The sequence below is a fragment of the Trinickia caryophylli genome (assembly GCF_034424545.1).
GTDB classification, from domain to species: Bacteria; Pseudomonadota; Gammaproteobacteria; order Burkholderiales; family Burkholderiaceae; genus Trinickia; species Trinickia caryophylli.
This window is the reverse complement of record NZ_CP139971.1, coordinates 889,039-910,776: the sequence shown is the minus strand read 5'-3', so window position 1 is coordinate 910,776 and position 21,738 is coordinate 889,039. Positions and strand designations below refer to the sequence as shown.

Annotated in this window: 20 protein-coding genes; 6 read left to right on the top strand and 14 right to left on the bottom strand. The window is 65.2% G+C overall.

All coding sequences use genetic code 11. The features are described from left to right. The 3 genes from U0034_RS23220 to U0034_RS23210 all read right to left on the bottom strand — a co-directional run bounded on the left by U0034_RS23220 (nt 1) and on the right by U0034_RS23210 (nt 3,144). Nucleotides 1–1,674 carry a methyl-accepting chemotaxis protein gene (locus tag U0034_RS23220; protein WP_085229679.1) on the bottom strand — a complete coding sequence of 558 codons (1,674 nt, stop codon included), beginning with the start codon at nt 1,672–1,674 and terminating at the stop codon, nt 1–3. Nucleotides 1,675–2,188: 514 nt separating this feature from the next. Continuing rightward, nucleotides 2,189–2,605: a VOC family protein gene (locus U0034_RS23215; protein WP_085229678.1), complete on the bottom strand. Its 417-nt coding sequence runs from the start codon at nt 2,603–2,605 to the stop codon at nt 2,189–2,191. Further along, the gene (locus tag U0034_RS23210) at nt 2,602–3,144 is read right to left on the bottom strand and encodes a helix-turn-helix transcriptional regulator (RefSeq protein WP_085229677.1); all 543 of its coding nucleotides are present in this window, start codon (nt 3,142–3,144) and stop codon (nt 2,602–2,604) included. Before U0034_RS23210 ends, U0034_RS23215 begins: the two co-directional genes overlap by 4 nt. A 245-nt stretch (nt 3,145–3,389) precedes the next feature. On the opposite strand from U0034_RS23210, the gene U0034_RS23205 reads away from it, so the two are divergent. Together U0034_RS23205 and U0034_RS23200 are read left to right on the top strand one after the other, a co-directional pair. Beyond that, a complete protein-coding gene (locus tag U0034_RS23205; RefSeq protein ID WP_158243555.1) occupies nt 3,390–3,533 on the top strand; it encodes a hypothetical protein in 144 nt (47 codons plus the stop codon). A 194-nt stretch (nt 3,534–3,727) separates the two neighbouring features. Beyond that, nucleotides 3,728–4,792: a fatty acid desaturase gene (locus U0034_RS23200; protein WP_233212007.1), complete on the top strand. Its 1,065-nt coding sequence runs from the start codon at nt 3,728–3,730 to the stop codon at nt 4,790–4,792. Nucleotides 4,793–5,089: 297 nt separating this feature from the next. On the opposite strand, the gene U0034_RS23195 is transcribed toward U0034_RS23200, so the two are convergent. Both U0034_RS23195 and U0034_RS23190 read right to left on the bottom strand, forming a co-directional pair. Next, nucleotides 5,090–6,328, bottom strand: a complete 1,239-nt coding sequence (locus U0034_RS23195) for a DUF3103 family protein (protein WP_085229674.1) — start codon at nt 6,326–6,328, stop codon at nt 5,090–5,092. A 344-nt stretch (nt 6,329–6,672) separates the two neighbouring features. Beyond that, nucleotides 6,673–7,467 carry an SDR family NAD(P)-dependent oxidoreductase gene (locus U0034_RS23190; RefSeq protein WP_085229673.1) on the bottom strand — a complete coding sequence of 265 codons (795 nt, stop codon included), beginning with the start codon at nt 7,465–7,467 and terminating at the stop codon, nt 6,673–6,675. A gap of 111 nt (nt 7,468–7,578) precedes the next feature. Here U0034_RS23190 and U0034_RS23185 point away from each other — a divergent pair, with 111 nt between their 5' ends. Next, nucleotides 7,579–8,139: a TetR/AcrR family transcriptional regulator gene (locus tag U0034_RS23185; RefSeq protein ID WP_085229672.1), complete on the top strand. Its 561-nt coding sequence runs from the start codon at nt 7,579–7,581 to the stop codon at nt 8,137–8,139. Nucleotides 8,140–8,248: 109 nt separating this feature from the next. Here U0034_RS23185 and U0034_RS23180 read toward each other — a convergent pair whose 3' ends face one another. The 9 genes from U0034_RS23180 to U0034_RS23140 form a co-directional block, all read right to left on the bottom strand. Beyond that, on the bottom strand, nt 8,249–9,697 hold the full coding sequence (locus tag U0034_RS23180) for a pyridoxal phosphate-dependent decarboxylase family protein (protein ID WP_085229671.1): 1,449 nt from the start codon (nt 9,695–9,697) through the stop codon (nt 8,249–8,251). 190 nt (nt 9,698–9,887) lie between these two features. Beyond that, nucleotides 9,888–10,904 (bottom strand): XdhC family protein, encoded by a 1,017-nt coding sequence (locus U0034_RS23175; protein ID WP_085229670.1) that lies wholly within the window; start codon nt 10,902–10,904, stop codon nt 9,888–9,890. Continuing rightward, nucleotides 10,877–11,446, bottom strand: coding sequence for a CoxG family protein (locus tag U0034_RS23170; protein ID WP_085229669.1), 570 nt, complete (start codon nt 11,444–11,446; stop codon nt 10,877–10,879). Before U0034_RS23170 ends, U0034_RS23175 begins: the two co-directional genes overlap by 28 nt. Further along, nucleotides 11,433–12,707: a vWA domain-containing protein gene (locus U0034_RS23165; RefSeq protein ID WP_085229668.1), complete on the bottom strand. Its 1,275-nt coding sequence runs from the start codon at nt 12,705–12,707 to the stop codon at nt 11,433–11,435. The genes U0034_RS23170 and U0034_RS23165 overlap by 14 nt, the downstream gene beginning before the upstream one ends. Nucleotides 12,708–12,710: 3 nt before the next feature. After that, the gene (locus U0034_RS23160) at nt 12,711–13,598 is read right to left on the bottom strand and encodes an AAA family ATPase (RefSeq protein WP_085229667.1); all 888 of its coding nucleotides are present in this window, start codon (nt 13,596–13,598) and stop codon (nt 12,711–12,713) included. Nucleotides 13,599–13,610: 12 nt separating this feature from the next. Next, entirely contained in the window at nt 13,611–14,411 is an 801-nt protein-coding gene (locus tag U0034_RS23155) for an FAD binding domain-containing protein (protein ID WP_085229666.1), read from the bottom strand. A 14-nt stretch (nt 14,412–14,425) separates the two neighbouring features. After that, complete coding sequence (locus tag U0034_RS23150; RefSeq protein WP_085229665.1) at nt 14,426–16,825, bottom strand: xanthine dehydrogenase family protein molybdopterin-binding subunit; 2,400 nt, start codon at nt 16,823–16,825, stop codon at nt 14,426–14,428. A 13-nt stretch (nt 16,826–16,838) separates the two neighbouring features. Next, a complete protein-coding gene (locus U0034_RS23145) occupies nt 16,839–17,339 on the bottom strand; it encodes a (2Fe-2S)-binding protein (RefSeq protein ID WP_085229664.1) in 501 nt (166 codons plus the stop codon). Nucleotides 17,340–17,519: 180 nt separating this feature from the next. After that, complete coding sequence (locus U0034_RS23140) at nt 17,520–18,140, bottom strand: helix-turn-helix domain-containing protein (RefSeq protein WP_085229663.1); 621 nt, start codon at nt 18,138–18,140, stop codon at nt 17,520–17,522. 169 nt (nt 18,141–18,309) lie between these two features. On the opposite strand from U0034_RS23140, the gene U0034_RS23135 reads away from it, so the two are divergent. The 3 genes from U0034_RS23135 to U0034_RS23125 all read left to right on the top strand — a co-directional run bounded on the left by U0034_RS23135 (nt 18,310) and on the right by U0034_RS23125 (nt 21,666). Next, nucleotides 18,310–19,542: an NAD(P)/FAD-dependent oxidoreductase gene (locus tag U0034_RS23135; RefSeq protein WP_085229662.1), complete on the top strand. Its 1,233-nt coding sequence runs from the start codon at nt 18,310–18,312 to the stop codon at nt 19,540–19,542. A gap of 384 nt (nt 19,543–19,926) precedes the next feature. Further along, nucleotides 19,927–20,589 (top strand): type IV pili methyl-accepting chemotaxis transducer N-terminal domain-containing protein, encoded by a 663-nt coding sequence (locus U0034_RS23130; RefSeq protein ID WP_085229661.1) that lies wholly within the window; start codon nt 19,927–19,929, stop codon nt 20,587–20,589. 159 nt (nt 20,590–20,748) lie between these two features. Beyond that, a complete protein-coding gene (locus U0034_RS23125; RefSeq protein ID WP_085229660.1) occupies nt 20,749–21,666 on the top strand; it encodes an NAD-dependent protein deacetylase in 918 nt (305 codons plus the stop codon). The last annotated feature ends 72 nt before the right edge of the window (nt 21,667–21,738 follow it).

The window sequence follows — 21,738 nt, the reverse complement described above, 5'->3', positions numbered from 1 at the left end:
TCAGAACTTCGAGAACTGCGATTCGTCGGGCATGTCGGGGCCGGCGAGCGTGAGCCCCGGCGCGAAGGCGATGCCGCCTGCGGGTTTCGCGGCGCTGCGCGCGCGCGTGCGGGCGGCAGCAGTACGCGCGTTGCCGGAATCGCCGGCTCGTGCGGGCGCGGGCCCCGATGCGAGACGGAAGAAGGTCATGGCTTGCCGCAATTGCTCCGACTGGCCGCTCATTTCCTCGGCGGTGGCCGCGAGTTCCTCGGAGCTGGAGGCGTTTTGCTGCGTGGTTTGGCTCAGTTGGCTGACGGCCACGTTGATCTGCCCGACGCCGGACGACTGCTCCTCCGAGGCCGCGGTGATCTCCTGCACCAGCTCGGAGGTCTTCTTGATGTTGGGGACCATCGAGTCGAGCAGAGCACCGGCCGTTTCGGCCAACTCGACGCTTGAGCCGGCGACCGTGCCGATTTCCTGCGCGGCGATCTGGCTGCGCTCCGCCAGCTTGCGCACTTCGGCGGCGACCACTGCGAAGCCCTTGCCGTGTTCGCCGGCGCGGGCTGCTTCGATGGCGGCATTCAGTGCCAGCAGGTTGGTTTGATAAGCGATGTCGTCGATGATGCCGATCTTCTGTGCGATCTGTTTCATCGCGGCAACGGTAGCCTTGACCGCTTCGCCGCTTTCGCAGGCTTCCTTCGCGGCTTGCTGCGCCATGCCGTCGGTCACCTTCGCGTTCTCGGTGTTCTGCGTGATCGACGCGGTCATCTGCTCGATCGACGCGCTCGTTTCCTCGACGCCGGCGGCCTGTTCGCTCGAGGCCTGACTGAGTGCCTGGGCGGTCGCACTGACTTCCTCGGAAGCTCCGGCGATGGCTTCGGCGCCGCTGTTGACTTCGCCGACGACCTGCGAAAGCCTGGCGATCATGTTTTGCATCGCGCGCAGCAGTTGGCCGACCTCGTCCTTGTTCTTGGATTCGATGCGGACCGTGAGGTCGCCTTCGGCGAGCCGGTTGGCCGCGTCGAGCGCCACCCCCAATGGTTTGCTGACGCCGCGGCTGATGCTGAAGCCAAGCAGAACGCCGAGCACCAGTGCGGCCACGATCGTGCCGATCATCAGAGAGCGGCTTTGCTCATACAACTGGGTGGTTTCGTCGGACGCCTGTTTGGCGGATTCCTCCTTCAACTGCGAGAGGTCCGTCATCATGTCGTCGAGCGACGTGGCCTTCTCGCGTACGGTTTCCATCGCCTTCGTGAGCGCGGGGTCGCGTTGGGCCAGTTTGGCCGTGTCGATCAGCGAGACCAACGTCGCCTGATCGCGCAGGTAGTCTTCCCACGTGCGCGAAAAGTTGGCCAGTATCTGTTTGCCTTTTTCGGAGGTGATGAGCGGGCGGGCTTTCTCCAGGTTGCTTTTCAGCAGCTCGACCGACTTGTTCATCACGCCGATGAACTTTGCGCGGTCTTCCGGCGTGGTGGCCAGCAGTGCGTTGCCGCGCGCGCGCCCGATGTAAATCAGATCGATATTGGCTTCCTTGAGGTAGGAAACGCCGAGCAGATCGCGGCTGTACATTCGATCGGCCAGATCGTTGATCTTGCCGGCATTGCTGATGCCGACCATACCGACGATGCCGCTGGCGGCGGCGACAATGAGAAACGCTGCGACCAGCCGAATGCCGATCTTGATGTTACCGAGCATGATGAAAATTTCCCTCGAAGAATGTATTCACGGAAAGGGACGGATCCTCAGGCGAAACCCGGCGGACAAGATATGCGATGCGTTGAGGCACCGTATTTCCATCGGCGAGGGAAAAGCGCCGGATTCAGCGTCACTTCACGCTGCCCAAGTTTTTTAATTGGAATCACGATGCCGACGGCGGCATCGCGGGCGCCTCGCGCATCGGGGGCGATGCAGGCGGCGCTACGTATAAGTGTGGATATCGGCCGTCGCTTACTGCGGCTTTACCCCTAGGGGATCATTTGTTTTGTAACGGAGCGATTTATGATTCGCCCTTGCTTGAATCGATAGTAATTGTGCGGTGCGGTCGGAATAAAAACGATACCGGAATGCGGGATTATTGGGCGGAGAAATAAGGGTTGGAGAAGCGGCTGGCAGTATGTTTCGATAAAAGGGCGCGACTTTCGACGAGCGCGCCGCTCATGACCCCGCTTGTCGCCCGCTTGTCGCCCCGCTCGTCACCGCCACCTCGCGCTTACGTACTTGTCTTCGGCGCCTGGATCATCTTCCATCCGTTACCGGCAGGGTCGCGAAAACCGGCATCGACGCTGCCATAGCGGTCTACCGGCTCCTGAGTGAATTCGACGCCGCGGGCTTTCAGTTGCGCATAGCTGGCCCGGCAATCATCCACATAAAGCACGAGGGGCGGCATGGCACCCTTGGCCACCATCGCCAGCAGAATCTGTGCGGTGGCTTCGTCATGAATGGGTGAGCCCGGTCTGAAGAGCCCCAACTGGAACGAAGGCTGATCCGGGTGCTGGACAGTGAGCCAGCGGTAATCGCCGTTGCGCACGTCTGTGTGCACGCGCAAACCCAGTTTGCCGACGTAGAAGTCGAGCGCTTCGTCCTGATTGTCGACGTACAGGCCCACCACGTTGATACCTTCGTTCATTTTGCCTCCTTGGTTGATGGCGCGACTCTATCGTCGGTGGCTCTGCGGCGCTTCTCCAAAACTGCGATCGTGAGATCGGGGCGCTGAGCGGCCCTCAGAATGCAGGCCGGCACGCGGTCGAGGTCTGGCATGTCGGCGCGGGTTTCGGCGCGCATCGCGCTCGGGCTGCGGCCCGTGATGTCGCGAAAGATCCGGCCGAACGTGCCCAGGCTCTCCCAGCCCGTCGCGAACGCGATCTCGGTAATGGTCAGTTCGGTGTCGCGCAACAGTGCGATGGCCTGCTCGATGCGCCGCGTGAGCAGGTACCGGTGCGGCGGGACACCGAAGGCCCGCTTGAACGAGCGTGCAAAATGAGCTTCGGAGACGCCGCTCACTGCCGATAGGCGCTTGACCGACCAGGATTCGTGCGAGGCCGCGTCCATGCGGTCCTTGGCGCGTAGCAGCCGGCGCAGTAGCGCGGGATCCTGCAGCGCATCGGCGCCCGCCACGCTACGGGGCGCGGCAGCCGGCAACGGGGAGCGGTCGTCGCGAGAGGGCATGGGTTCCACGGGGAAGGCTCGGTGTGGGGCGTAGTTTACGCTCGGTGCGAATGCCGGCACGTCCACGCCCTGCCGCCTGCCGGCGTTACGGGGGTATCGCTGCGGCTGACTGTAAATGAGAATTATTAGCGTTGTTCGAATTTATATGGCAGGATACGAACTGCGCGCACATCCCCGCGCCCGTTACGGGCCGTGCTGCGCGCGAAACCGACTGACGCGCGTCGCGCTATCTGTGCGGAGATCGTATGTTACGTCCAACCGGCTCGTGGGCCGTTCACCACCGGCGCCGCACGGCGGCCCTTCGCTACGTGCGCCTTGCAGCGGGGCTCGCCATCGTGGTTGCCGGCTGGACGGTGCAGATCATCGATTGGCTGCGCCACGCGAACTGAAGCGAAGGTATGCGGCGTTTGCCGCGTGCACGAGCGCATGTGCCTTGACATAAATCAAGCCGGCGCACGGCTGCTGCGCCGAACATGTCGGATTGCTTGAACCATGAGTCGTGCGCGCGCATCCGATGACACCGGGCCGCGGGCGACGGGGCCTGTTCCAACGCGATCGGCCCAGGATACGGGAAAGATTTGAAATGACGATGCCTAGCCGGCCAGTACCGCCGGACGCACCGCTGCCGCACCGGAAAACCCTGCGCAGTTGGCTTGAACCCTGGTCTGGACGTACGACACTCCGGCCGATTTTGCTTCTGATATTGGATTACGCACTTTTCGCGGCATTGTTGGCCGTGATCGTGCTGGTTCACAGCCTGGTCGTGAAGCTGGCCGCCGCGCTCGCCGCCGGTTTCGTCATCGGGCGGCTTTTCATTATTGGCCACGATGCCTGCCATCAAAGCCTGACTCCGCATCGCACGCTCAACAGGTGGCTGGGCCGCATTGCGTTCCTGCCGTCACTGACGCCCTATAGCCTGTGGGAAGTCGGGCACAACGTCGTGCACCACGGCTATACGAACCTGAAAGGATTCGATTTCATCTGGGCGCCGCTCACGCGGGAGGAGTTCGATGCGCTGCCGCGCTCGCGCCAATGGCTCGAGCGTCTTTATCGGTGCGGGTGGGCGCCCGGCCTCTATTACATGATCGAGATCTGGTGGCGCCGCATGTTCTTTCCGACCAAAGCCGCCATGCCCACGCGCCGGCCCGTATTTTTTCGAGACTGCTGGCTCGTTGCTGTGTTCTGGGCCTGCTGGCTTGCCGCACTCGTATGGGGCGCACAGGCGACGGGGCAATCGGTGTCGCTCCTGCTGTTGGCCGGCTTCGTGATTCCGTTCCTGTTCTGGTGCTCGATGATCGGTTTCGTGGTGTACGTGCATCACACGCACGAACGCGTTCGCTGGTACGACGATCGGGCGGCGTGGGCCAATGCGCAACCGTTCGTTTCCACCACGGTGCACCTCACGTTCAGATGGCGCTTCGGCGCGCTCATGCACCACATCATGGAGCATACGGCGCATCACCTCGACATGAGCATTCCTCTCTACCAGTTGAAGGACGCGCAGGCGAAGCTCGAAGAACTGCTGCCGCAGCGGATCGTCATCCAGCCGTTTTCGTGGCGTTGGTACTTCACGACAGCACGGCACTGCAAGCTCTATGATTTTCGCGCGTCGCGGTGGACCGGCTTCGACGGGCGGGCGTCCGCCTGAGCTTTGCCGACGTATTGGCTGAGACAGTCGGTGCTCCGGTCGTGCACGCGCTGCGCGGCAAGCCGTTCATCGCATGAGCTGGCGATGCCGCCCAAGCTCGAGTTCGCGCATGCCAAAGGGTTCAGCCTCTACATGCTGCGCGCGGTACTCAACGGCCGCGGCGACGAACTCGTCGAACTGATGAAAACCAACCTGCGTTGAAGGCAGGCGCACGCTGCGAATTCGCGGGCTCAGCGGGGCGGCCGCAGGCGACGAACGGGCCGCCGGCCTGCGGAGGTTTTATTCCCGATATCGACACTATGACCGGGAGGAAAGCCGATAAGGGGTAAGCGTTATTGTGGCATTGCGCGCGGCGCCCGGATAGTTGACGTATGTGCGGTCTTTCTCGAGCGTATAAAAGGAATCGAGGTAGTCGTCGTCGTTCGTGAACCACTGGCTCGGCATGGCTTGCACGACGGCCTGCGCAACCGCCGCGACCATGCCGAATTCCGGTTTGAAGACGCCGACGATGCGCGTGACGCCCGATGCGAGCGCGAGCGCCAAGTCCTTGTAGTTGGTATTGTCGTCGTGTTCGTACAACTGCACGTTGGCGGCGCCGAACCGGAAGTCGTCCCAGTAGACGAGTACCTGATTCGGCGTGTAGGTCTTGTTGGGGTGCTGGAGGTACGGTAGTTCGACGAGTTGGATTTCGGCTTTTCCGGCCGATGGCTGCACGCCCGAGACCAGCGCATAGACCTCCGCCGCGCCGGATACCCATGGCTCCTCGTCGTTACTCAACGAAACGGCGTCCAGTTTCGCGACATCGATAGGCGTGGCGGCGCGCCGGCCCTGGAGTGCGCGAGCGCCCGCGCGAAGCGCGCCTTGCATCCCCTGCGCGGCCAGCGTCTCGTTCGCGAGGATCAGGCCGGCGCGCAAGTCTTCCTTGCCATCGACGCCGATGACGAGAACGGGAAAATCCGGCGCCCGACGCGCATCGAGACGATAAAGATTGCCTTGCCTGTCATAAGCATCGACCGTGCGCCAATATTTGTCGTCGTTGGGCGGCTCGTATGCGACCAGCACTTGAGCGAGATCGATCGGCGCAATGGATTGCTCGGCCGGGCGATATAGCCGCACCTGCAATAATCCCGCACTGAGCTTTTCGATTCCCTTATAGGCGAGCAGCGATTGATCGAGGCGATGCAGCGTTTGCGCCGACCGGCTCTGTATGGACGTATCGCGGCCTGGCGCCCGTTGTCCCAGCTTGGCTTGATATCGATGGGCCACGCGTGCCAATGACGCCGTTTTATCGTTGCCTGCCGCGGCCCCGCCGAACTCTTCGGATAAGCTGTCCGCAAACGCTGGATCGGCAAGCAGATGCGTCACGGTGGCTGCCGCCTCGCGCTTGGCATTGTCGACGGTGCCAGATGCCGCGATGGTGTTCGAACTGGCCGTCGATGCGGCCTCGTTCGCGTGCGCCACGGGTATGCAGATGGCCAGCGCGCATGCGCGCAGTATGCGGAAAACCGGGAGATTGAAAGACGACGGATGAATCATTCCGGAAGCCTCCTTAGCGGGTTTCGTCGAAAAAGCACCGGCGTGTTCAATGCGGCAGTTCCATGAGTCGATTAATGGCTCTAAAGCCACAAATAGTTTGGAACCTGCGATAAATGATGGGTAATTCTGGTTATTCAATCGATTGAGTCATCGCGGTTGTGCGAGACGGTTGAATCTTACGAATGGTTTTCGATTGATTCAAGATAAAAATCGATTCAAACGAAAATCGATTCATGCCGCATTTCACCGCAGCCGCAGCCGGCCGGGCCTACGCGCCGCGGGTGATGCCGTGTGCTTACTCGAGAGGCGCCGCCGGGCGTGGGCGGCGCAGGCCGCCCACGCTATCAAGCTTGGACCGTGTCGCGATAGCGGGCTGCGGCATGAGCCTGAAGGAAGTTCGGCAGCATAGCCTGCCGTGCGCCTTCGAACGTTTTCCACTGAGCCTCGTCCGGCAGCGGCGGAATAGAAACGGCTTCGCGCCGATCGAACCCGACGAGCGCCGCATCCACGAGTTCCCCCACTTCCATGACAGCTGGGAATTCGTTCACGTCCTTGCCCGAGCGATTCCAGATGTCCGTGCGGGTGGCGGACGGCAGTACCGCCTGGACATAGACGCCTTTGGGCCCGAGCTCGACCTGCAGGCCCTGCGAGAGGAACAGGACAAATGCCTTCGTCGCGCCATAGACGGTCATGCCGAGCTCCGGCGCGAGCCCCACCACCGAGCCGATATTGACGATCGCGCCGCCGCCCTCGCGCGCAAAGCGCGAGGCCACTGCGGCAGCCAGTCGGGCAAGTGCCGTCGCATTGAGCGCAATCAGGCTGGAAACGGCTTCGGGCGTCTGCTCGACGAAAGATCCGGGCACTGCGGTGCCGGCATTGTTGATCAGCACCCCGATGCGCGCGTCGTCCCGCAGGCGGGCTTCGACTTCCGACAGATTGGCCGAATTCGTCAGGTCGGCTTGCAGCACTTCGACGCCGACGCCGTGGTCCGCGTGCAATCGTTCGGCGAGTTGCTGCATCCGCTCGCGATTTCGGGCAACGAGGACCAGATCGTGACCGCGCTGGGCGAAGCGCTCAGCGTACGTTGCACCAATACCGGATGACGCACCGGTGACGAGGACAGTGGGTTTCGTCGACATTTCGTTCTCCAATGAGGAATGAGGCAGGCATCATTTACATGATGATCATCATGTAACGCCTTATGATGATGGCCATCATGTATAATGTCAAGCGAGACTTGGGGGAATGCGATGAGAGTCAGTCGAGAGCAGGTTGCCGAGAACCGTCAGAAGATTCTTGCGGTGGCGGGCCGGCTATTTCGCGAGCGGGGCTTCGATGGCGTGACGGTGGCCGACGTGATGCATGCGGCTGGCCTGACGCACGGCGGTTTTTATGGCTACTTCAAGTCGAAGGACGACCTGATCGCGCATACGCTCGAGCATGTGATGGCGCAGGGGGCGCAAGGGGAGGCCGATCTGGTGCGCTATGCGGCGCGCTATCTGTCGCCGGCGCATCGCGACAATGTCGCGCAAGGCTGTCCGATTGCGGCACTCGGTGCCGAGGCGGCCCGGCAGACGCCCGGAACGCGCGCGGCGCTCGCGGCGGGATTGAAAAACCAGATCGAACGCTTCGCGCGCGAAATGTCCGAGGCCGATCCTGCGGCAGCGCGCCGTGCCGCGATCGGCAGTTGGGCCGCGATGGTGGGGGCGATGCTGTTTGCGCGTCTCAGCGACGACGCGGCGCTGTCGGATGAAGTGTTGAGCGAAACGTATGCATGGATCGCCGAGCATACGAAGCATGCTGGCGCGTAGCGCCAATTCGCCAATTCGCCAATTCGCCAGTTCGCCGGTCTGCGGGACGTCACCAGCGGGCGGCTGCACGGGCGGGCGCAGGCTAGCGCGTGCTCGCTCATACCGGCATTTACCCGGCGACGGACGACCGGTCCGCCGCACCGGCATGCTTCGCACGCAGCACCGTCTCCACAGCTGCAACCGCGCGGGCCACGTCGTTTTCGTCGGTCTGCCAATTGCAGACCGAAATCCGCATGCAACGCATGCCTCGCCATGTCGTATTGCTGAAAAGCGCTTCGCCGGTTGCGAGTATGGCTTGCGTGACGGCATCGGTCCAGGCGTCGTGGTCGTCTTGCGTCGCGCCGGCCCGGGGATCTGGAAAGCGCACGAGGCCCTGGTTGATCTGAGGTGCCCAGACCAGTTCGGCGCCCGGCAGCGCGCCGATGCGCGTGGCAAGCGCATGGGCGGCCGCGCAATTACGCTCCACGAGCGATGCGATTCCCTCGCGCCCGAGTTCGCGCAACGCCGCGTAGGTGGCGAAGCCGCGTCCGCGGCGCGACCACACCGGCGTCCAATCCTTTTGCTCGCGCACCTGATCGTTGTACGACACGTAGCTGGCCTGATGGGCCATCGCGCCGCGATGGGCTTCACTGTCGGCGACGAACGCAAAACCGCTGTCGTACGGAACGTTGAGCCACTTGTGCCCGTCCGTGGCCCATGAGTCGGCCTGCTCCACGCCTTCGAGCAGATGCCGGTGGCGCGCGCTCGCGTTGGCCCAGAGGCCGAATGCGCCGTCCACGTGGACCCAGGCCCCGTAGCGGTGCGCGAGCGGGATCAGTTCGGGAAACGGATCGTAAGCGCCGATATTCAGATCGCCGGCTTGCAGCAGGACGATCGTCGCGGCGTCGGCATCGGCAACCAGTGCCTCCTCGAGCGTCGGAGCATCCAGCTGCCCATGCTCGTTGGAAGGCAGGCCGATCACCGAGGCGGTGCCCATGCCGAGCAGCCGCGCTGCCTGCAATACGCTGCCGTGAAACTGATCGCTGGTGAGGATGCGGATGCGCGGCGCACCGAAAAGGCCATCGCGCTCGACTTGCCAGCCGCGCCGTTGCAGCAGTGCGTGACGGGCAGCGGCCAGCGCCGTGACGTGGGCGGTTTGGCATCCGCTCGTGAGCGCGAAGCTTGCCGCGGGCGGCAGGCGCAGCACGTCTTTCAGCCAGACGCCGCAGACCTCTTCGACGACAGCCTCGGCCGGGGCGCATGCATACGACGCGGCATTTTGATCCCACGCACTCGTCAGCCAGTCGGCTGCCAGCGAGGCCGGCAACGCCCCGCCGATCACCCAGCCGAAGAATCGGCCGCCCGCGCTGCCCACGATGCCGCCCGCCGTGTCGGCCGCGAGTTCGTCGACCACGCGCTCGGGCGGCAGCGGCTGGGCATTGAGCGGCTTTGCCAGACGTTCGCGCAGGCTGTCGAGCGTGGCGGTTGCCGCCACCGGCTGGCGTCCGAGGCTCTCCAGATGCACGAGTGCATGGTCGAAGGCGTGTTCGAGGGCGGGGCGAAAAGAAGCATCGGTCATCGGGCGTCCGAAGGGAAATGAGCGATTCGGTTCGTGGAAAACAGCAGGCGCGGGCGCAGGCGGTGGCGTGAGCCGGCTCGCGTTCGTCATCGTCGAGGGGCGCACCGCGTCTCGTCAACGCGGGCAAACGCCAACCTCGAAACGCCGATCGCGCGGCGAGCTTGACGCTGCCATGTGCAAGGCGAGATTCTCAGGCATGCACGCCGCGCCGGGCATCTTCCTCGCGCGCGGCTTTCGCGCCTTCCACCTGCAGCAGCGTGGGCAGCGAAACGCCGTTCTTGGCAGCGGTGACTTCGGCAAGAATCGATATCGCGATTTCAGGCGGCGTGCGACTGCCGATGTAGATGCCCACGGGCCCGTGCAGCCGCGCGAGTTGCGCGTCGCTCACATCGAACTCCTTGAGGCGCTCGCGCCGCGCGGCGTTGTTGCGCCGCGAACCGAGGGCGCCGACGTAAAACGCGGGTGTTTTCAGTGCCTCCATGAGCGCGAGATCGTCGAGCTTGGGGTCGTGGGTCAAGGCGACCACGGCGCATCGTTCGTCGAGCTTCATGTCGAGCACGGTGTCGTCGGGCATCGTGCGCACGACGGTCGTTCCTGGCACCTGCCATTCGTCGGTGTACTCCTCGCGCGGATCGCAGACGGTGACCTGATAGTCGAGTCCGACGGCAATGCTGCACAGGTAGCGCGACAGCTGCCCGGCGCCGATCACGAGCATGCGGTAGCGTGGCCCGTGGATCGTCAGCAGCCGGTTGCCGTCGAATTCGAGGCCGTCCGCGGCTTTCGCCGGTGCGATCCGAGCGTGGCCGGTGCGCATGTCGAGCGAGCGCGCGACGAGCCGGCCCGACTCCACGGCCTGGTGCAGTTCCGCGATTGCGCTTGCCGGGGTGAGCGGTTCGCACACGAGTTCGATCGTGCCGCCGCAAGGCAGGCCAAAGCGGTGCGCTTCCTCGGCGCTGATGCCGTACTTCACGGATTCCGGCAGCGTGCCGCCTATTCCGGCGCGGCGTACGCGGTCGATCAGATCGTCTTCGATGCAGCCGCCCGATACCGAGCCGACCACGAGGCCATCGTCACGCACGGCGAGCATTGCGCCTTGCGGGCGCGGCGAGGAGCCCCACGTTTTCACCACCGTCACGAGCAATACGCGATGGCCTTCCTCGAGCCATCGCGCACTCGAGCTCAAGACTTCGAGATCCATGCTTTCCATGATTTCTTTCCTTTTTCCGTCGGCGCCGCGCCCGTTTCCCCGGGCGCCGAATCGGTCAACGGCTCAGGCTCTTGCGTGGCCGCTTCGCCGGGCGCCGCGCCATTCGTCATATGGGCCGAGAACCGCTTGAAGAATTCGCTCGCGATCTTGCGCGCTGCCCCGTCCACGAGGCGTGAGCCGATCTGCGCGAGTTTGCCGCCGACTTGAGCGTGTGCCGTATAGGATAGCTTCGTTGCCGATTCTCCGTCGGCTTCGAGCGTGACATGCGCGCTGCCCTTCGCGAAACCGGCAACGCCGCCCTGGCCTTCGAAGACGACGGTGTAGGTGTGCGGCGCATCGATGTCGGTCAGCGACATGCGGCCTTTGAAGTGCGCCTTGACAGGCCCGACGGCGGCGCGCATCGCGACGTTGTAGGTATTCTCTCCATCCGCCTCGATGCTTTCGCAGCCTGGAATGACGGCCAGCAGCACGGCGGTATCGGTGAGCGCCTCCCAGGCGCGATGCTGCGGGACGGGCAACACGTACTGCTCAGTCAGTTCCATGGGGAATTCCTCCGGGTGGCGGGGCGAACGCGCGGGCGTGCGGCGGGCGCCGCGCGTGCCGTGCGTGCTCGAGGCTCGCGAGGTCGCGTGCGAACGCGCTGAGGCTGTCGAGATGATGAACGGGGCGGTGGGCGTCCACATGCGGCAGGATCGCCTGCACGCCGCGCGCGAGCGGCTCGAACCGCGCGTAGCGCAAGAGCGGATTGAGCCAGACGATGCGGTGGGCGAAATGGGCGAGGCGCGCCATTTCGGCTTCGAGCAGCTCGATGGATTCATGGTCGAGCCCGTCGGTCACGAGTACGACGGTTGCGCGGGCCCCGAGCACGCGTCGCGCCCAGCGGCGATTGAATTCCGCCAGCGCCGCGCCGATGCGCGTGCCGCCCGACCAGTCGACGACGCGCTCCGCGAGCGTCGCGACCGCGACGTCGGGATCCCGTTCGCGCAGTGCGCGCGTCGCATTCGTGAGGCGCGTGCCGAAGAGAAAAACTTGCAGCCGCTCGCGCGATTGCAGCAACGCGTGGCAGAAATAAAGCACGGCACGCGAATAGCTGCTCATCGAACCCGAAATATCGAGCAGCAGCACGAGGGGCGGTTTGCGTCGGCGACGGCCGCGATACTTCCATTGAACCCAGTCGCCGCCTGCGCGCACGGCTTGCCGCGCGCTCGCGCGGACATCGGCATGCGTGCCATGCGACGCGGGCTGCAGCCGCCGCGTCGGCTCCATCGCCAGCGCGATGCGGCGTTGGCGAATCACGTGGCGCAGCGTACGCCATTCGTCGGCGCTCAGCGTGTCGAAGTCGCGGTGACGCAACCGTTCCTCGGCGCTGAACGTGAACCGTGCGGTCATCTCCTGTTGCTCGCCGTCGGGTACCGGGCGATCGTTTCGCCGGCGCTGCAAATCGGCTTCGCGCGCCGCCAGTGCGTCGGCAAGACGGTTATTGCGCGTGGGCGGAGGGGCCGCGCCCTGCACTTTGGGCAGCAGCATCGCGCGCAGGCGGTTTTCCCAATCGGGGTCGCGCCAATAGACGTCGAATGCCGCGTCGAAGAGTGCGCGCTCGTCGGGCGAGGTGACGAGCGTCGCCGCGAGCGCCGCCTGTACGTCGTCGCGGCGGCCGATGTCGACCAGCGTCAGGGCATGCAGTGCATCGACGGCTTGTGCCGAGGACATCGGCAAGCCCGCCGCGCGCAGCACGCGTACGAAGTGCGCGACGTTGCGTGCGAATATCGGCAAGGCGCCGGTGCCGCATTCGGGCGGTGCCATCGATCACTCCGTCACGGCCAGGCACTGCGCGATCTGCTCCGCATCGAGGCGGGCCAGGTCGTCCTGGTACTTGAGCAGCACGCCGAGCGTGTCCTGCACCGATTGCGGATCGAGCTCGCGCACCGAGAGCGCGGCCAGGGCGCGGCACCAATCGATTGTTTCGGCCACGCCCGGGGCCTTGAACAGATCCATCGTACGCAGCCGATGCACGAACGCGACGGCACGGCGCTGCAGTACCGCACCGGCCTCGGGCGCCCGGGCCGCCACGATGGCCAGTTCGCGCTCGCGCTCGGGGTAGCCGATCCATTGATAGAGGCAGCGGCGCTTGAGGGCATCGTGGACTTCGCGCGTGCGGTTCGACGTGACGACGACGAGCGGAGGCCGTTCGGCGCGCACGGTTCCGAACTCCGGAATCGAAACCTGGAAGTCGGAGAGCAGTTCGAGCAGAAACGCTTCGAACGGCTCGTCGGCACGATCGATTTCGTCGATCAACAGTACGCGCTGGGCGCCCGGGTGCGCTTCGTCCGGCAGAAGCGCCTGCAGGAGCGGCCGCTTGAGCAGAAACTCGCTGCGATAAAGCGTATCGTTGCCGGGGCGTTCGCCGGATGCCTCGGCCAATCGCAGCGCCATGATCTGGCGCGGGTAATCCCACTCGTAGAGCGCGCTGGCCGTGTCGAGCCCTTCATAGCATTGCAGGCGCAGCAGCGTGGTGCCGAGCATGGCGGCGGCCGCTTTCGCCAGCTCCGTCTTGCCCACGCCGGGCTCGCCTTCGAGAAAAAGCGGCCGCTCCATGCGCAAGGAAAGGTAGAGCGCGGCGGCCAGTTCGCGGCTGGCGAAATAGCCGTGTGCCGCGAGCCGGGCGAGGGCGTCGTCGATCGATACCGGTTGCATCGCGAAAGGGCGCTAGCGGGCGCGCTCCACGGCGCGCGCGGCCAGCAGCGGTATCAGGTGCGCGCGATACTCGGCACTCGCGTGCAGATCGGTGTTCAGATCGTCGGGCGGCACCGATACGGCGCGCGCGGCGGCGCTCGCGAAGTTTGCCGTCAGTGCTTTTTCGAGGTCCATCGAGCGAAACACAGAGGGGCCCGCGCCGGTCACGGCCACGCGCACGCCATCGCGGTGCCGCGCGACGTATACGCCGACGAGCGCGAACTGCGACGCGGGATTGCGGAATTTTTCGTAGGCGCTCTTTTCGGGCACCGGGAATTCCACCGACATGATCAGCTCCGCCGGTTCGAGTGCCGTTTCGTACATGCCGACGAAGAAATCGTCGGCTGCGATGCGCCGCTTGTCGGTCACGATCGTCGCGCCCAACGCGAGGGCCGCGGCTGGATAGTCGGCCGCGGGATCGTCGTTGGCGAGCGAGCCGCCGAGGGTGCCGCGCGCGCGTACCTGCCGGTCGCCGATGTTACCGGCCAGATCGGCGAGTCCCGGCAGCACGCGTCGCAAGGCGTCGTGCTCGGCCACGTCCGCATGGCAGACGGCCGCGCCGATCGTCACGAGCGAGTCGTCCACCTGGATCGCCTTCAAGGCGGCGATGCGCGTCACGTCCACCAGCGTCGTCGGTTGCGCGAGCCGCAGGCGCATGGCGGGCAGCAGGCTCTGCCCGCCGGCAAGGTACTTCGCATCGCCATCGGCCTTCAGGGGCGCGGCAGCCGCGGCGGCATCGGCGGCACGCTGATAGTCGAACGAATAGGAATACATTTAGGACTCCTTCGTTAATGGGCCGCTTGCTGCGTGGCCTGCTGTGCCGCCCGGATGGCCGACCAGACGCGATGCGGCGTGGCCGGCATCTGGAGGTCCTTGACGCCGAGCGACCCAAGCGCATCGACGAGCGCGTTGATGACGGCGGGCGGAGACCCGATCGCACCGGCTTCGCCGCAGCCTTTCACGCCGAGCGGATTATGCGTGCAGGGCGTGCCCTTGGCCGTCTCCACGGTGAAGTCCGGCAGATCGGAGGCGCGCGGCATCGCGTAGTCCATGTAGGAGCCCGAAAGCAACTGTCCCGTTTCGTTGTCGTAGACGCATCGTTCGAGCAATGCCTGGCCGATGCCCTGGCCCAGTCCGCCGTGGACCTGGCCCTCGACGATCATCGGATTGATGACGTTGCCGAAATCGTCGACGGCGGTGAAGCGATCGATGCGTGTTTCCCCCGTATCCTGGTCCACCTCCACTTCGCAGATGTACGCGCCGGACGGGTAGGTGAAATTGCTCGGATCGTAAAACGCGTTCTCGTCGAGCCCGGGCTCGAGTTCGTCGAGCGGGTAATTGTGCGGCACGTATGCCGCGAGCGAAATCTCCGCGAAGCTCTTGGTGCGATCGGTACCGCTCACGCGGAATACGCCGTTCTTGAATTCGATGTCGTTCGCCGAGGCCTCGAGCAGATGTGCGGCAATCTTCTTCGCCTTGGCTTCGATCTTGTCGAGCGCTTTCATGATGGCCGCGCCGCCCACGGCAATCGAGCGCGAGCCGTAGGTGCCCATGCCGAACGGAATGCGCCCCGTATCGCCGTGCACGATTTCGACGTTTTCGAGCGGCACGCCGAGCCGGTCGGCCACCACCTGCGCGAAGGTTGTTTCGTGACCTTGACCATGGCTGTGCGAGCCCGTGAAGACGGTGACGGTGCCGGTCGGATGCACTCGGACCTCGCCTGCTTCGAATAGTCCCGCGCGCGCGCCGAGGGCCCCGGCGATCTTCGACGGCGCGAGGCCGCACGCCTCGATGTAGCACGAGTAGCCGAGGCCGCGCAGCTTGCCGCTTTGCTTCGACGCGTCGCGCCGCGCGGCGAAGCCCGCTACGTCGGCGAGTTCGATTGCGCGCGAGAGGCAGGCTTCGTAGTCGCCGGTGTCGTAGGTGAGGCCCACGGGCGTGGTGTAAGGGAATTCACGAACGAAGTTGCGCCGGCGGATCTCGGCGGGATCGAGGCCCAGCTCGCGCGCGGCGGTTTCGACGAGCCGCTCCACGACGTAGGTCGCCTCCGGGCGGCCTGCGCCGCGGTAGGCGTCCACAGGCACGGTATGGGTGAAGACGGCTTTGACCTCGGCATAGATGGCGGGTGTCGCGTACTGGCCGGCAAGCAGCGTCGCATAGAGAATCGTCGGCACCGAAGAAGCGAAGGTGGACAGATACGCGCCCATGTTGGCGATCGTATGCACGCGCATCGCGAGGAAGCGGCCGTCGGCATCCAGCGCGAGCTCGGCTTTCGTCACATGATCTCGGCCGTGCGCATCGGACACGAACGATTCCGAGCGTTCCGCCGTCCACTTCACGGGCCGGCCGATGTGCCTGGATGCCCAGGTGAGCGCGACATCCTCGCCGTAGAGAAATATCTTCGAGCCGAAGCCGCCGCCCACGTCGGGCGCGACGATCCGCAGCTTCGATTCGGGCAGCGAGAGCACGAACGCGGCCATCAGCAGCCGCTCGACGTGCGGGTTCTGGTTGGCCACATAAACCGTGTAGCTGTCATCCTGCTTCGAATAGCTCGCGTTGACGGCGCGCGGCTCGATCGCATTGGGCACCAGCCTGTTGTTGACGATCTCGAGCGTGGTCACGTGGGCTGCCTTGGCGAATGCCGCATCGGTTGCCGCTTTGTCCCCATGGCCCCAGGTGTAGCAGACGTTGTCGGGTACCTCGTCGTGCACGGCCGGCTGGCTGCCGTCGGCCGCCACGGCCGTATCGGTCACGGCGGGCAGCACGTCGTAGTCGACGTCGATCGCCTCGGCCGCATCCTTGGCCGCTTTCGCCGATTCGGCGATGACGAGCGCGACCGGATCGCCCACGTGCCGCACCTTGCCGTAGGCCAGCACGGGGTGCGCCGGTTCGCGCATCGGGGAGCCGTCGATGCTGTGAATCAACCAGCCGCAGGGCAGCCCGCCGACGTGCTCGGCCGCCAGATCGGCGCCGGTGAATACGGCGATGACGCCTGGCATCGCCTTGGCCGCTTCTGCGTCGATGGTGCCGAGGCGGGCATGAGCATGCGGCGAGCGCACGAATACGCCGTAGGCTTGCCGCGGCAGCACGACGTCATCCGTGTATTGCCCGTTGCCGGTCAGGAAACGATAGTCTTCCTTGCGTTTGACCGAGGCGCCGATCAGGCGGCGTTCTTCAGGTGCGTTCATTGTTTCGCTCTCCTCAACGAACTGCCGCGGGCGTCCCGGCGTGGCCGGCTTTCATCTGCGCCGCGCCTTCGAGCACCGCCTTGACGATATTGTGATAGCCGGTACAGCGGCAGAAGTTGCCGTCGAGCTGGCGGCGTACCTCGTCGGCCGTGGCGTCGGGTTGCCGCGCGATCAGCGCCGCCGCGCTCATCACCATGCCGGGCGTGCAAAAGCCGCATTGCAGCCCATGGCACTCGCGGAACGCGGCTTGCATCGGGTGAAGCTCGCCGTCTTTCGCGAGCCCTTCGATCGTCGTGACCTGCGTGCCGTCGGCTTGTACGGCCAGCACGTTGCAGGATTTCACCGCACGGCCGTCGAGATGCACGGTGCAAGCGCCGCATTGAGCGGTATCGCAGCCGACGTGCGTACCCGTCAGCCTCAAGTGATCGCGAAGGAAATGAACCAGCAGGGTGTGAGCTTCGACATCGGCGGTCACGGGTGCGCCGTTGACCGTCAGGCTGATGCTGATCGCCATGGATTGTCTCCTTGGGGGGATCGAGACTCGGCACTCCTCGATGCGCTCGGTGCCGGTTTGCTCGGCAATACGTCGTTGTTTTTCGAGTTGCACCGGAAGTAAAGCACAATTTGGCGGCGAGCGCTCTCGCGGCGCACCCTGAATGGCGGCGCCAGGGGTCTGCAATGGGCGCGAGCGGGCCTAGATGACGCCTTCGCCGCGATGCGCGCCGGTATCGACGCAGCAGACGAGCGCCTCCGCGGGCGCGTCGCCCGTGCTCAGATAGACATGGCCGATGGTGCTGTCGAAGTAGAGACTGTCGCCGGGAGCGAGCGTATAGGCGCTTCCGTTTTCGAATTCGAGCCGAAGCGTGCCGCTCAGCAGGAAGACGAACTCTTCGCCCGCGTGCCGGATGTAGTCGGGAAACTCGGCGAGCGAGCGGGCGCGGACTCGCGCACGGATGGGAACCATGCGTTTGCCGCTCAGACTGTGGGCAATGAGGCCGTAATCGTAGTTCGGCGTATCGTAGACGGGCTGCGTGCCGGCCGCCGTGAAGCAGGGCGTCATCCGCCGCGTGCGGGCCTTGCCCGGTTGCGCGAAGAGGTCGGCGAAGTCGACCTCGAGCGCGTGCGCGAGCGCGGCGAATTTGTCGTAGGTGAGCGCAATATCGGCGCGCTCGGCTTTCGAAATCGTCGAGACGGCCACGCCCGATTGTTCCGACAGTTGCGCGAGCGTGAGCCCCCGAGCCTTCCGCGCGGCGCGAAGGCGCTCCCCGACGAGCGCGTGGTCGATCTGCGGCGGGGCGGCGGGTTTCTTCGGCATGACGGCAACGTTTGGGCGGAGCCCCCGGCAAAAAGGGAGGCGGTGAAGGGAGGCGGTGGCGAATATTCTCATATACGAGAAATCGTCGATTCTCGTATATGATAACGAGGCTGTCCGCCGCCGGGCTCCTCGTTTTCGCTGGCGCTTTCCCCTTTCGATCTTCGCTTCGATGAAATTCGACACTCTTGTGCTTGGCGCCGGCATGGTCGGCGTTTCCGTTGCCGTCCATCTGCAAAAGCGCGGGCTGGCCGTGGCGCTGATCGATCGCAAGCCGCCCGGTAACGAGACATCGTTCGGCAATGCCGGGCTCATCCAGCGCGAGGGCGTTTATCCCTACGCTTTTCCGCGCGGCCTGGGCGCGCTGCTGCACTATGCCGGCAACAAGGCGCTCGACGTTCGCTATCATCCGGCGGCCATGCCCAAGCTGGCACCGTTCCTGTTCCGCTATTGGCGTAATTCGGCGCCGGGACGGCATGCGGCCATTGCGCGGCGCTACGCCACGTTGATCGAGCATTGCGTGAGCGAGCACGATGCGCTGGCCGAAGCGGCAGGCGTTGCGGGCTCGCTGCGCCGCAACGGCTGGATGCGGGTCTACCGTACGCCGGACCGCTTCGAGGAAGAATTGAAGACTGCCGAACGGTGGAAGGCGGAGTTCGGCGTCGCCTACGACGCGCTCGATCCCGCTGCCTTGCATGCGCTCGAGCCCGATTTGTCGCCGGCGCTCGTCGGCGCCGTGCACTACACGCAAGCCGTGTCGGTCGACGATCCAAACGCGCTCGTGATGGCTTACGCGCGCTATTTCGAAGCGCTCGGCGGGCGTTTCCTGACGGGCGACGCGACGACGCTCGAGCCGAAGTGGCGCGTGCGCACGGAAGCCGGCGCCGTGGAGGCCAAGAGCGCGGTGGTGGCGATGGGGCCCTGGTCGGCCCCGCTCAGCGAGCGCCTGGGCTACCGGCTCACGCTCGGCATCAAGCGCGGCTATCACATGCACTATCGTTCCAGCGCGAACGCGCGGCTCAATCATCCCGTGCTCGATGCGGAGAAGGGGTACCTCATTACGCCGATGGCGCGCGGCGTGCGGCTCACAACCGGCGCGGAACTCGGATTGCTCGACGAGCCCAAGACACCCGATCAGCTTACCGCCGTCGAGCCGATCGCGCGGGCGCTCTTTCCGCTGGGCGAGCGGGTGGACAGCGAGCCGTGGATGGGGCAGCGGCCCTGTACCGGCGACATGCTGCCCGTCATCGGCCCTGCGCCGCGCCACAAGGACCTCTGGTTCGCTTTCGGCCATGCGCATCACGGCCTCACGCTCGGCCCCGTGACGGGCCGCCTCATTGCCGAAATGATGACGGGCGCGGTACCTTTCGTCGACCCGGCGCCGTTTCGCGTCGACCGCTTCTAGTTCGCTTCCAGCCCGCTTCCAGGCGGCTTTCGGCATGCTTCGCGGAGCGCTTCTCGAAAACCGGCGCGCAGCTTGCCGTGCGGTTCTCCACTTCCCTGTGCCGGTGCGTCGGGTGCCGCGATGCACCAACGTGCGCCGTCGTGTACGTGCTCATGACCGTGCCCACGCGCGCATTGCGCCGCGCTGCCGCTGCGTGCGCGGTGTTGCGGTGCCGCACGGCAGGCGCGATGGCATGGCTATTGCGTGAGCGGCCGTGGCAGAGCCAACGGCGGCTTTGCCGCGGGTCGGAGTCGGCAAGCCGCCGTTTGCGGGCGGCTGACGAAGGGCAATGGCGTCCTTCAGCAAGGAAACCGCGCCGTCGAGCGATCGAGCGGCGCTACCGATATGAAACAACTGGCAGAAAAAGAACAAAGTGCCGTCTCGGGCCAAACCATCGGCGAACTCATCAACGTAGCCGGGCGGCAGCGCATGCTGTCGCAACGGATCGTGCTGCATGTGCTGCTCGCGGCGCAGGGCGATGCCGCCGCGCTCGCCATCGCGCGCGAGTGCCTCGCGACGTTCTCGGGCGCGCATGCCGATCTCGTCAATGGCAACGACCGCCTGCCGGGGGTGTTTTCCGATGCGCTCCAGGCGCTCTACTTCGGCACGCACCGGGCCGATCAGCGCATCCGGCAATTCGTTGCGGACGCAACGGCGGCTATTGCTTCGATCGCGGCCGGAGCAGGTCCGGATGGCGAGGAAGTCGCTGCGATCATCGCGCAGGCAACGCCGCTGCTCGAGCTCCTCCAGCAGATCACGCTCGCTTATCAGAACGAAATGCGCGGGGTCGAGTCAGCGGCGAAAAAGCGCAATGCCGATCTGGCCGAGCAGCTCGGCCATATTTCGATGCAAGCGAACATCGTCGCGATCAACGCACGCATTTCCGCCGGGCGGGCCGGTCCGTACGGGCGCGAATTCGCCGTCGTCACCGCGCTTCTCTCCGATATCGTCAAGGAAATGGATTGCATGATCCAGACGGTACTCGGCCAGCAAGCGGCCAAGCGCTGAAGCGCTGAAGCGCGAAGCATCCACTGATGCATCGCGGGCGCCCGAGCGCGCGTGCAGGCGGCAAGCCGCGGGCAACGTTGCGGCGAACGGCGTAGAATGCGCGTCGTCGCGTCACGTTGCTTCCGGCCGGGTCCAACGCTTGGCCGGGTATTGCCGCCCATGACCGAAACCGATGCCTTGCTGTCTTCTATTCCATCCGCTTCATTGGCGGCGCCCGCGCATGATCACGCCCACGCCGAAGCGCTCGAAGCGCTCGATGCGCTGGGCGAATTCGTACGGCGTCATGAGCGGCTCTTCGTGTTGACGGGGGCGGGCGTCAGCACCGCCTCCGGCATTCCCGGCTACCGCGATGCAAACGGCGAATGGATGCGCGCGCAACCCATTCAACTGCAGGCGTTCCTCGGTTCGGAAGCGGCGCGTTGCCGATATTGGGCGCGCAGCATGGTGGGCTGGCCGATACTTGCCGCGGCGCAGCCGAACGCGGCGCATCGTGCGCTCGCGCAGCTCGGTCATGCGGGGCGTATTGCGGCGCTGGTGACGCAAAACGTCGACGGCCTGCATCAGCGGGCCGGCAGCGCCGGCGTCATCGAGCTGCACGGCGGCATCGATGCGGTCACCTGCCTCGCATGCGGCGCGCGTCATGACCGCTCGGAGGTCCAACTGCTTCTCCAACGCGCCAATCCGGAGCTGGCGGGAATCGTCGCCGAAGCATCGGCGGATGGCGATGCCCACCTCGAATGGGCGGCGCTCGACGCGTTTAGCGTGCCGGGCTGCCCCGAGTGCGGCGGGATGCTGAAGCCCGCGGTCGTCTTTTTCGGCGAGAGCGTGCCGCGCGAACGTGTGGACGCGGCGGTGCACGCGCTCGAGTCCGCCGATGCGATGCTCGTGGTGGGCTCGTCGCTGATGGTCTACTCGGGCTATCGCTTCTGCGTGTGGGCCGAAAAGGCGGGAACGCCGATTGCCGCCGTCAATATCGGGCGCACGCGTGCCGATCCGCTGCTGGCCTTGAAAGTCGAGGCCCCGTGCGGCGACGCGCTGGCGACACTCGCGGCAAACGTGACGACACATTTTGTTTAGGCGCGTTTCGGCCGGCGAGATGCCCGGCTCGATGCGCGAACTGTCGCGCCGTGCGGCATAAGGATCGTGCGG